Source organism: Pseudomonas fluorescens (assembly GCF_902497855.1).
Lineage (GTDB): Bacteria > Pseudomonadota > Gammaproteobacteria > Pseudomonadales > Pseudomonadaceae > Aquipseudomonas > Aquipseudomonas fluorescens_BI.
The window spans coordinates 310,409-320,948 of the sequence record NZ_CABVHU010000009.1; the positions used below are offsets into that span (position 1 = coordinate 310,409).

The following is a 10,540-nucleotide window of genomic DNA, read 5'->3' on the forward strand; positions in this document are numbered from 1 at the left end:
AAAGCTACAACACCTTGCGCCGTTGCCTACGGGTACGCCAGAATCCGCCGGCTTGTGCGCCTTGGGGCCGCTAGGTAACTTGATTCGCGTCACTGCCCATCAGTGATCGGGTTTAGTCGCCCGCGTTAACTCGGTTGTGCGTGCATCTGTCATGCAGGTCTTTTATTGCCTGTACTTGATGGTGGCTGTACGTAGGGCGCCTTCGGGCGCGCCGGATTTCTGAGTTTCCCGGTCGACTAACCTGCGTACAGCTGCCTCCCTTTTGTTTAGTCGCTAAAGGGTTGGCACTCAATCAGGAAACTCAGCATATGAAGAAACCTTCACCCAATCCGCCAGACACCGATTCTGCGTCTCTACACGAATCCGATGCAAACACGTCCAACGAGTCTGCCGAGCGGGCTGCTTATTTTCACGTTCCGTCGATTGCCGACATCAAAGCCACGCCTCGTACACCCAGCACCCTGTTCACCGTCGACCCAGAGACCACGACCGAAACCCTTGTGGTTTATCTGGTCGAAACGCTGGCCTCGGTCGATGTGATGGTTCATCACCTGGTGGATCATCTGGACGGTGGGTCGCGTCACGCCTTGTTGGGTATTTCCAACAGCATTATGCTGGCCGAAATTACGGCGAACCGGGTGCTGGATAAGATCGATCCATCCAAGTAGGTGCGGTTGACTGAGGTCGAATGAGTAAGCTCTTTGGGCCGCAGCGGTCTCTTTCTTAGGGAACGCTGCAAACCCTATGACGGGTAGCCGCGGCACCCAGGCTTCGCTCGCGAACCGAATGAGGGGCTGAACGAAGGGACTAACCAAAAGGACGATTTTATTTTAGGGCAATACCTTTTTCCGCAGGGCTGAACATACGTATGCCACATTTTTGTCTGTCACCTTTCCGAAAAAATAGATCCGTCACCTTTTCCGTCCGGTCACCTTTTCCGTCCGTCACCTTTTCCGTCCTGCGCACACGCTATGCACGCCAGCCAAACACGATGCAAGCGGTAGACGCCGTCCTTGACCAGATAGTGGCAACCGGTCGTTTCCGTCGCTCGTCTATGACAGATCCGATAACTGGAAAACCTGTGGAAAGCCTCGCTCTGGTGTGAATAGATGCGCAGTCTTCCCGCTGTCCACCAGAGACCTTCACTGCGTCCACGCCGTATTGCATCGATCTCGCTGATCCAGTCTCGCGCCACCCTGTGAGCATTGATGGTGAGGGTACGCGGACTGCCGGTGTTGATTCCGTACGTCGCACAGTCCGGCTATCGACGTCCAGACGTTCCCGAGGGCTGTCCTGGACACAGGTGAATTTCAGACAATAAAAAACCCGGCGCGATGGCCGGGTGTCGGTGAGCATTTCGCTCAAATAACGGTGAAGCTAGCGCTGGCTGCGAGGCAACTTGAACCCAGGGAATGAATCGTTTCGAGTACAGCGCTTCCGAAGATTTTTCCCATTTTACTATCCCCTTTCGCAGATGAATCCGCTGCGACCGGCATCGCGTGGCTAAGAACAACAGTTTTTACAGCAGCCAAACACATTACTCCGAGGGTTGAGATTGCCATCGCCACGGGTGTCGCACCCGAAAGCCCCAGAAACTGGGAGCCAAGACAGAAGCCTGGCTGAAACTGGATTGTACAAGGGGTTTAGAGCAATCTAAACATTGCAATGAAAAAACCCTGCACTTGCCTGGTCTAGCTATTCGTGCGCGTGTTGCGTGAATTGCGCACTATGGGAAAAGTACGCCCCCCGTCACATCAATATGTTTATGCCGCCTCTTCATCTTTTTCCGCGTGTATCACGTGCCAGACAGGCTGTTGTTCCTGAATATCCACTTCCGCTATCACTTCTTTCAGGGATTCCCACAGATCAAGCCAATCGCGTGTCCAGTTCTTCGGATCGATTGTCACGCCGCAAAACACCTTCATCTCGGCGGCGACTCTGGCCGGCCCCCACTCGGCCGCCCGGCATGTCTCGCTACAAGGTGAGCAGGCATTTGGAGATCAGCGAGACATTGTGCCGACGCCTGATCAACGACTTCGCCCTCGACTTCCCGGCATCAGTCTGATGCGCAGGATGGCACGAGTGCAACAACGCAAACGACAAGCCTGGCTGGATTTGCCGGCCAGCGGCATTGAAGAGGTATCCCATGGCTGTCGCGCAGAAAGATTGATCGGCAAAGACTCGCGGCGAGCAAGAAATCAGGCTGCACTGCATGGCCGGTACTCACCAGGCCCTGGCTGAGCTGATGGCCTGGAGCGGCATCGAGGAACAGGGCGAGGCCATCACGCCGATGATTCACCATCTGCACCGGCTTGGCCCCGTCGGCGCACTCCCCTTATTGAAACCTCCGCGACACGAAATCACGGTTTCGCCGACTGTGGCGCGGGAGCTTGAGCAGTTCCACATTAGTCGGGAGCTGCGTTCGCCTGGAGTGATGCTCGGCGACGACCTGGACAATATTGATCCCGACAGCTAGTTAGCTATGCCGGCCGACAGGTCCTTTGGCTTCGTTGATCCGCTTTGCCAGCTCCCGCGCTTTCAGCCGGGTCTCGCTGTACAACTCCTCTAGCAACAAATTCATGACATCAAATGCGTCCAGTGCGTCAGACCTAGAAAGCGAAGAATCAGAATGGCTCCCATGGTTACCGAGCCACCGGATAGCGTCGAAAAGCGCCTTAACCGCCTCCCTTTCAGGGGGGAGCTGATTGATTCGCGAAGAAAAGCTGAGATAACCACCATCAGCTTTTTTGAGGTCGATCTTCAGGTCCGTAAGAATTTCCTCGGCCGCCGCACGAAGGCTATTGCAGCATGAATCCGGCAGGCAGAAGTACGCCTCACATGCCGCCCAGATCTTCTCCTTTACCGTGTAAGGGGTTTTTTCTGGGCAGTTCACGAGCTTAAGCGGCGGGTGGAAAAATCGGGGGTTGAAGTATTCCACCCACTCGGAAGACCAATCACCGTTTTCGTCAATTTCATGCTCTATTTCAACGCCGCCAGTCCCGACAACGGAAACGATATCGGAGCAGGTCGTGCACACCAACTTCCCGTGAAAGTTCAGAACTACAAGGTCAGGATCGAAGCCGTAATCCTGATCTTTTTTTGATGCCTCGGTCACTTGGCTATCCAGCTTGCCCTCGACTTGGAGGATGCCCGCTTCGCAGTGCGGGCAGGCGTAGGGTGGGACATTGGAAGCGGTGAAGGCATATTCCAGCTGATTCCGTTTCAGTTGCATTTCTCGACACGCCCTTCTAGTTCAGAGCGTGAAATAGATCACAAACTTAGGCATATAACCACCCTGCCGCACCGGTCACAGAGGGCGGCGCCTACCCGAGGTAACCGCAATGCCCGTTCGCCATAGCATCATCCATAAGATCGACAAAAAGCCCGACGGTAGCCCGGCCATCCTGCACCGGAGCGCCGGCGAACTGGTCGAGAGCCAAGCTCGCGATGATCTGATCAGCCAGTTCAATGAAAGCTACAACGCCAAGTCCGGCAAGGCCTGGGGCTTTTTCCACGCCGAATCGGGCGACCACCCTTTCAGTGGCTGGCTCGGCAAGTACCTGGCCGCACCGTAGACTTCATGGAGTTCAGCAACATCGCCGTCGAGCACCTGACAAGGCTCATGGAGGAATCCAACCTGTCGATCGGCGGGAACGCCCTCTTCTGCCACTACCTGTAAGGAATGACCGACTACCTGGTCATTGCCCTTGTGCAGGAAACCGAAGCGGTGATCATGACTGATGGCCTCACGCTGATGCCGATCCGGCGCCTGGATCTGGATCACATCCAGTTGGCCGCGCGCATCAACCTCAGCGAATGGAAGAACAATCCCAAGTCTCGTCAGTACATTTCATTTATCAAGTGTAAAAATGGCCGCCGGGCAAACGAGTACTTCCGCAACTTCATCGGCTGCCAAGAAGGTGTCGACGGCTCAGGAGAAACCCGCATGCTGCTCAAGGCGTTCAGCGATTTCGTTGAAAACGAAGACTTTGGCGAGGACTCGGCTCGCGAAAAGACCAATACATTGGCCGGCTATGCGATGGCTCAGGCCAAGCTGGGCGAGCCGGTGAGCCTGGAAGAACTTTCTGAGCTGATTGACGAGGACAATCCCTACAATTTCGCCGGCTTCATCCGCGACAAGGAATATGGGCTGTCACCGACCATCCCCGCTGACAAGAAGACCCTGAACAAATTCCGGCGCTTCACCGGTCGCTCAGAAGGCATGTCGATCAGCTTCGAACTGCACCTGCTGGGCGACAAGGTCGAGTTCGACGAAGCCGGCGGCACCCTGACGTTGCGGGGTCTTCCAACCCAACTCACCGGTCAGTTGCGGCGCGCTGTCGCCTAAGCCGCCCCACCTATTGCGCTTAGATCCGGCAGACAGCGCGCCGTCCGACATCAGCCTTTCTTGCCTGGCTGAGCATTACCCCGATTTACACCCGAAGGGCCTGGAGTTGTGCTTGGCCAATTACCCCCTGGGCCTGGATGACTCGAAGGGCCGCGCGATGAGCCGCCGGCTCCTTTGCTCGATCCACCAGAACCGCTTGAGCTTTTACCACTTCCGCCTTTGGACATGATGATCTCCTCGGTAATGGGAACTGCCCGTCAAGAGTAGGCCATCGCAGACGTGCACCCACGCCCCGCCTGTCCGGATACCCCACTTCAACGAATCACGCCATCAGGTGCAAGCTGATCAAAATCAGCGAGTTGGGCCGTTTCCAGCAACTTGAGTATCAGTCTTTGAAAAAACACTCTTTAAAGCCCACCCAGATAACACCACTACAGCCGCACCTAATGAGGTAAGAAGGAGCATTAACATACCCCACAAACGGTCATAGTCTAACTTTGAGGACACTACTGAATCATTGAACTGTTTAACTAATGCTTCATGATCATTGTCGCGCAGTCGGTCTGTCTGGTCGGAAGATGATGGTGCTGGCTTTTGTGACGTGCGAACGCTCGTTCTTGAAGGCACGCCATTCGCTGCGTAATACGTTACCGGCCGGGCAGCGGTATTCCTCAGTCTCTTCATTCCAGTGGAAATCGTTGCTCGAGAAACTGTCGTTCTTGCGCTCGGTTTGTCCCATACCGGCACATGCGGTTCGATGTCTTTTCCCCCCACCATCCAGGCCAGCATCGGCGCTGTTCCGTAAGCGGTGTCGCCAATGAGGCGTTCCGGCTTGATGTCGAACCGCGCTTCGACCCGATCAATCATCGTCTTGGTGCTCTCGACTTCTGCGGTTCGATGAGCCAGTGTGGGTTCCACATCCATGATCACGCCGTGCTCGGTATCGATGAGATAATTCGTAGAGTAAGCGTAGAAAGCTGGGCCGCCTGGAGCAGCGGTCCAGCGGTCCAGCGGGCCTGAGGATCCGTCAGCGGCAGGCGCTTTGGTAGCGTTTCGGCCAAAGCCTCTTCATCGAGGGCTTCACGGTACTCACGCACGGCGCGGGTGCTCAGGGTCGGATCGCTCCAGTTGACCTGTTCATCACCCGGTACGCCGCGCTGCCGACTCGCATCCGCTTTGATGATGCTGGCGTCCACGGCGAAGTCTTCGCCCTTGACCAACCCTGCGTCCATGCCGAACTTCCGTACCAGGGGTGGCTGGGTATTATCAGCTCGGGCCGATGCTGCCCGCCGCTCGATTACGAAAGGAAAGGTGAAAGCATTTCTTCTTTTTCCAAATCCTGTCGCATCTCTTGAGAGTCGAGGTTTGGCAACGCGAGCGCCAAAATGCCTCGACTACAGGAGGAACGATGTTTTCAATCGAACAAGCCAAGCAGATGAGGTAGCGCAGATGCTGAAGGTTCGCATGGTATCGCAGGACGTGTTTCGTGCCCTTCGACTGATAAAGCCCATCCGACAGATCGAAACGGTTGAATCGATCACGGCCTCATGCCTGTCGATGGCTTGAGAATCGCGCCACCTGCAATCGAACCCCTCCCGACTAGATAGGTCTGCTCCTGTATAACTTCTTTGGAATTAGATCCTATGTCCGTGCAACAAAGCCTTGTCGTAGTCGCACGAGGTGGATATGCCGCTCGAGGCGCTCTTTATCTGATCATAGGTATTTTCGCTCTGCTGGCGGCTATCGACTCGACGAAACCGAAGGATAGTCACCGGAGCTTGGAAGCGTTGCTGAGCCAGCCGTTCGGTTACGTTTTGGTCGGACTGGTGGTGGCTGGTCTGCTCGCCTTCGCCGCTTGGCGAGTGTTGCAGGCAATACGCGACGTTGATCATCACGGTAAAGAAATGAAGGGGTTGGTAATCCGTGCAGGTTTGTTGGCGGGTGGTGTAGTCAACGGCGCGCTGGCGTTTTTTGCTTTGGGCCTGCTCATCACTGGCATCAGAAGCTCGGGCAATTCCGGAGGTGAGCAAACCAAGGATTTACTGGCGCATCTATTGTCCTGGGAACACTCAAATTTACTGGTGTACCTCGTCGCACTCGTACCACTTGGCGTAGGCATTGCTCACATCATCAAGGGGTGGAAAGCCACATTTGAGCAATACTTTGAAGCGGACGAAGACGTTATGCGGTACGTCCGTCCGGTTTCTCAATTCGGTCTGATCGCCCGTGGTGTCGTCTTTATCGAGATCGCCCTGCTGCTGATGATCAGCGGCTCGAATTACAAAGCCATGAATCCGCCAGGCATGAAGGAGGCCCTCGATGCTCTCCAGAATCTACCGGCGGGAGGTTTGATTTTGATGGTGATGGCCTTGGGGATGATAGCCTTTTCGGTTTACAGCTTTTCCGAAGCGGCTTGGCGCAAGATCAACATGGATGTGCCTGGAATGCCGAGCACAGGCCACTGATCAAGGCGTGGACTGCAGGTTGCCTGAGGGGTGTGTCGGGTCTCTTGAAAGCTGGCAGCGCTATGGCGCTTCCTTGGGAGCGTGAGCAGCTGGAGCCTTTTTAACAACCTCTGATAGACATTCTTTGTAATGAAGAAATGCGAAGCCCTAACTCACCGATGCGCCGTCCTTCTCACGGGGAAAGCACGACGCGCTGTCATAAATTGTCTCGTCGAGGGAGGCTCAGCTAGCAAGCATGGCGTATTCGAAGTCAGGGCTGATGCAGAGGCTGTTTGCGCATTATTGAATGCTGAGCATCCACGGAAAACGAGAGTACGTTACCGCACCGCTTAACCCCCGCTGATCTGCTGGTCGCCCTAACGTCGAGTAACCGTCTGGCATTGGTGAACGTCTAGAGGATCGGAATGGATCCGCTCTCTGACAGGACGCTTTGTAACCGCTCCAGGTTAACCCGCTGGCACTCACGCTCAACTTCTTCTCGGGTCTGATAGGTTGGCTTCAGCCGTAGCTTTTCCTCATTGTCATAGAGGTTGAAGCCTATCGATGCGGTCTGGCAGTAGTAACGCGCCCCGTTACGCATCCAGCCAGTTTCTGTTGGGATCGCAGGAACAACAACAAATCTCGCAGTCATTTAGACGCCCTCTCCAAGCCTTCATCACTATTAGCGGCAATTGGCCACCACAGCAAACAATCTTCAGTAGTTTCCGATGAGAAGCACGAGCGACCTTTAGGGGGCAGGCAGCACCTTAAAAAGGTGAATGCATCGTTTTCTATCAAGCGCCTGCGCAACATCTCACCCCTACGTTCAGTAAAGGTTCCAAAAGTTGTCTACGATTGTGCGTGGATGCCCGACAGAGGCAGCCAGAAACAAGCCATTCGCCGTTGCAAGTCCCGTTCGGATACGCGCCTCTGCACCGATGAAATCCTGGTGGAACTTTCAAGCGCGGCCGACCCCATACAAAAGGCCCTCAAAATGATCGGGTGAGCAACTCTGCGCATTGCGGCACAGCTCCGCAGTGGCAATTGACAGGAGATCCAAATGCTTGTGCTCACGGACATGCAGCGTGCGTACCTCAGGAAAATACGAGCCCTCAGCGAAGACCATCAGGGCAACGAAGTCTTTACTGGCCTGACGCTCGAGGAATCCATGCGATTCAATTTTTTGAGCGAGTCGCTCTTGGGGCAGGAGCATCGGACGCAGGAAGACGTTGATGAGTATCTCTCCCTTGTCCAAAAGCACGAACATACCCGGAATCAAATGCTCAGCGCAGAGGTGGGGGCCCAGCAAAACAGATCGGAGCGCCATTAAGTGTGAAGGCTCAATATTTGAGATCCAACACTCAGCGGAAGGTCGGCCTCGTTCGAGTCGATCCCGTAAGGCGTATTTTTTTCCTACAGCAGCATCGCCTGCCCGATTCTCCGTTACACAAATAATTCACATAGGCAGGTCATCATCGTCAGGGTGATCACCACATGGTGCATTTTTGACATTCGATGTCTCCTTCGAAACCTGCCTGCAGCGCAATTTCAGCTACGATTGCTGATAGAAGAAATGGGGCACTGACCCTATGACTTTCAACAGAGCAAAAACTACCTAAGGGCCTGAACTCTATTTCAGCCATCAGCTCGTCGCGAGAGCCGATTTGCCCAACGACATCGCCATAGGAAGGTTTGCTGGCAATAATTGCCGTGAAATATTCTAGCGGTGTGGTGACGTTACTGACCCGAGCCGGCCTGCCAACGTGACATAGCAGGTTGAGCTGAAAAAATAAAAACAGATCGATCAAAAGGGTTCTGCAATGAACGACACACGAAAGTCTCATCAACCCATAGCCTGTCTCAACCAGGCTCTTGAACGTAACCACCAGCTTTTCAGCGAAGCACAAAGCTTGCGCTGCGCCGCGCTGGATATTCTTGATCGGCCCTACCTGGACACGAGCGCTTTCAGCCAGTACCAGGAAAAGCGACGGCATGCCGATCTTAAATATGATGATGCCATTGAGCACCTGCGATCGTTGATGACGAAATACCAGCTTCCCCCGCACATCCAGCATTTCCGATAACTTAAGGACGCCTTGAATAGCCATGGATGGCGGATTCAACAGGGAGATGAATCGTTATGTATAGAATGAGTGCAGGTTATGCCTGCGTGCTGATGAAAATGCTTTCGGCGCAAGGATTGGATGTTGACCGTCTGTGCCAGGAGTCTGGGCTTGATAGGCAGCTCGCAGCCATACCGGGATCATTTTGCGAACGAAGCACTATCTACCGCCTGCTGGATCTGGCGGCCCAGGCGTCCGGCGATCCAAACATCGGTTTGAGATCGGCCGAGCATTTCCATCCAGGCATGTTTCAGATCGTCGGCTATACCATGATGTCCAGTTCGAACCTGAAAAATGCATTCGAACGACTGACTCATTTCAGCCCGTTGATCGGCACAGGTTTCACCATGTTGGTTGTCCAGGAACAACAGCATTACCGCCTGGCCACGTTCGATCACCATCAACGCGGCTCGATCAAGCCCCGCCAGTACACCGATGCCAGCCTCGCAGCCCTGCTGGGTGTCTACCGCTGGCTGAGTGGTAGCAAATCGCTGAGACCACTGAGTGTGGAGTTCAGCTATCCCCAACCGAAAGACATCCATGAGCATCAACAGCTGTTTGGCTGCGAGCTGCGTTTCGGGGCAGCCTATGACAGCATCCTGTTCGACGGCGAGGAGCTACTGCGTCCGTTGCGCATGGCCAACGAAGCATTGGCCAAGCTCCATGAAAGCTATGCCAACGGTCAGCTCGACCTGCTGAATGACTCTACGGTGGTGTGCAGGATTCGTGCGCTGATTGCCGAACGCCTGAGCCAGGCGCAACCACAGGGGCAATGTAATATGGAATCGATTGCAGCCGCGCTGAGCATCAGCAAACGAACGTTGCAGCGGGCGCTGGAGAAGGCAGGCACGCAGTTCACGAATATCCTGAACCATATGCGTCAGCAACTGGCAGACTTTTATCTGCGCCATTCCCATTTCAATATGCAACACGTGACCTACCTGCTCGGCTTCCACGACCACAGCAGTTTTCACAAGGCTTGCCTGCGTTGGTTCGGCATGACGCCCGGCCAGTATCGAGCCTGTCAAGAATCGCTCGAGGCCAAGGGAAACAAGATTCTTCTAGCCCGTTAAGGGAGGTATTATGCCGTGGGATGAACGCCTTGGTGCTCATTTTGGTTTAGCCAAGGCCAAGTCATCTGGCCGGAAACTCCAAGGCCAGTCTTTGCAGTATTCACGTCAGGTTTTTTCGTACACATGCGCGTAGGTATCGGGAAAATCACCATTGATTAGGTGGGGGTGCCTGCTTCTTTTAAGCCAGGATAATCATCGAGCCCCGTCCCAGCTACTCCATTCTTCGGCTCGGGAACGGGTCTATGAAACCCGATTGGGCGCCAATCGACAGAACTGCGCCTCCCGTTCTGAATGGATGATTTGAAGCCGTTCCATGTTGTGCCGCTGGCACACATACTCCGCCTCTGCTCGGGTCTGATAAGTAGTCTGCAGCCGCAGCTTTTTCTCGTTGTCGTATAGATTAAAGCCTACTGTCGCAGTTTTACAGTAAGCGTCCGCCCAACACACCTTGTGTGATTAAACGGGCGCCCACCTGTGCGGCAACAGCTCGGTTATCTCACTCGCACGCTGCGTCGGCAGGCGTGTAAGAACATCCTTCAAGTAAGCATACGG

10 protein-coding genes and 2 pseudogenes are annotated in these 10,540 nt (G+C 54.6%); 5 read left to right on the forward strand and 7 right to left on the reverse strand.

Going from position 1 to position 10,540, the window contains the following annotated elements; genetic code table 11:
- Positions 1-308 precede the first annotated feature (308 nt).
- Positions 309-668: a DUF6124 family protein gene (locus F8N96_RS19735; protein ID WP_150799214.1), complete on the forward strand. Its 360-nt coding sequence runs from the start codon at positions 309-311 to the stop codon at positions 666-668.
- Positions 669-1,763: 1,095 nt separating this feature from the next.
- Here F8N96_RS19735 and F8N96_RS19740 read toward each other — a convergent pair.
- On the reverse strand, positions 1,764-1,907 hold the full coding sequence (locus F8N96_RS19740; RefSeq protein ID WP_224794112.1) for a hypothetical protein: 144 nt from the start codon (positions 1,905-1,907) through the stop codon (positions 1,764-1,766).
- Positions 1,908-2,212: 305 nt separating this feature from the next.
- Between F8N96_RS19740 and F8N96_RS19745 the strand changes: the two genes are divergently transcribed.
- Positions 2,213-2,476, forward strand: coding sequence for a hypothetical protein (locus F8N96_RS19745; protein WP_412071817.1), 264 nt, complete (start codon positions 2,213-2,215; stop codon positions 2,474-2,476).
- Here F8N96_RS19745 and F8N96_RS19750 read toward each other — a convergent pair whose 3' ends face one another.
- Positions 2,477-3,232: a DUF4145 domain-containing protein gene (locus tag F8N96_RS19750; RefSeq protein WP_150799215.1), complete on the reverse strand. Its 756-nt coding sequence runs from the start codon at positions 3,230-3,232 to the stop codon at positions 2,477-2,479.
- 109 nt (positions 3,233-3,341) lie between these two features.
- Here F8N96_RS19750 and yejK point away from each other — a divergent pair.
- A pseudogene (yejK, locus tag F8N96_RS19755) lies at positions 3,342-4,348 on the forward strand (nucleoid-associated protein YejK).
- Positions 4,349-4,884: 536 nt separating this feature from the next.
- Here yejK and F8N96_RS19760 read toward each other — a convergent pair.
- Positions 4,885-5,580 (reverse strand): annotated as a pseudogene (locus tag F8N96_RS19760) (transposase); the annotation flags it as partial.
- Between the two features lie 411 nt (positions 5,581-5,991).
- Between F8N96_RS19760 and F8N96_RS19765 the strand changes: the two are divergent.
- Positions 5,992-6,813, forward strand: a complete 822-nt coding sequence (locus tag F8N96_RS19765) for a DUF1206 domain-containing protein (RefSeq protein ID WP_150799216.1) — start codon at positions 5,992-5,994, stop codon at positions 6,811-6,813.
- A gap of 391 nt (positions 6,814-7,204) precedes the next feature.
- Here F8N96_RS19765 and F8N96_RS19775 read toward each other — a convergent pair whose 3' ends face one another.
- The 3 genes from F8N96_RS19775 to F8N96_RS35085 form a co-directional block, all read right to left on the reverse strand.
- Positions 7,205-7,444: a hypothetical protein gene (locus F8N96_RS19775; RefSeq protein ID WP_150799218.1), complete on the reverse strand. Its 240-nt coding sequence runs from the start codon at positions 7,442-7,444 to the stop codon at positions 7,205-7,207.
- Positions 7,445-7,750: 306 nt separating this feature from the next.
- Positions 7,751-8,059: a hypothetical protein gene (locus tag F8N96_RS19780; RefSeq protein WP_150799219.1), complete on the reverse strand. Its 309-nt coding sequence runs from the start codon at positions 8,057-8,059 to the stop codon at positions 7,751-7,753.
- Between the two features lie 220 nt (positions 8,060-8,279).
- Positions 8,280-8,900 carry a hypothetical protein gene (locus tag F8N96_RS35085; protein WP_191635373.1) on the reverse strand — a complete coding sequence of 207 codons (621 nt, stop codon included), beginning with the start codon at positions 8,898-8,900 and terminating at the stop codon, positions 8,280-8,282.
- Positions 8,901-8,932: 32 nt separating this feature from the next.
- Here F8N96_RS35085 and F8N96_RS19795 point away from each other — a divergent pair, with 32 nt between their 5' ends.
- The gene (locus F8N96_RS19795) at positions 8,933-9,988 is read left to right on the forward strand and encodes an AraC family transcriptional regulator (RefSeq protein ID WP_150799221.1); all 1,056 of its coding nucleotides are present in this window, start codon (positions 8,933-8,935) and stop codon (positions 9,986-9,988) included.
- Between the two features lie 456 nt (positions 9,989-10,444).
- Here F8N96_RS19795 and F8N96_RS19800 read toward each other — a convergent pair.
- Positions 10,445-10,540 (reverse strand): transposase domain-containing protein (locus tag F8N96_RS19800; protein WP_150799222.1); only part of this gene is annotated, 96 nt, incomplete at its 5' end.

Coding starts and splice junctions, on each gene's coding strand:
- F8N96_RS19735 (WP_150799214.1), top strand. CDS start 309: ATGAAGAAACCTTCACCCAATCCGCCAGACACCGATTCTGCGTCTCTA.
- F8N96_RS19765 (WP_150799216.1), top strand. CDS start 5,992: ATGTCCGTGCAACAAAGCCTTGTCGTAGTCGCACGAGGTGGATATGCC.
- F8N96_RS19795 (WP_150799221.1), top strand. CDS start 8,933: ATGTATAGAATGAGTGCAGGTTATGCCTGCGTGCTGATGAAAATGCTT.
- F8N96_RS19745 (WP_412071817.1), top strand. CDS start 2,213: ATGGCCGGTACTCACCAGGCCCTGGCTGAGCTGATGGCCTGGAGCGGC.
- F8N96_RS35085 (WP_191635373.1), bottom strand. CDS start 8,900: ATGGCTATTCAAGGCGTCCTTAAGTTATCGGAAATGCTGGATGTGCGG.
- F8N96_RS19750 (WP_150799215.1), bottom strand. CDS start 3,232: ATGCAACTGAAACGGAATCAGCTGGAATATGCCTTCACCGCTTCCAAT.
- F8N96_RS19780 (WP_150799219.1), bottom strand. CDS start 8,059: ATGTTCGTGCTTTTGGACAAGGGAGAGATACTCATCAACGTCTTCCTG.
- F8N96_RS19775 (WP_150799218.1), bottom strand. CDS start 7,444: ATGACTGCGAGATTTGTTGTTGTTCCTGCGATCCCAACAGAAACTGGC.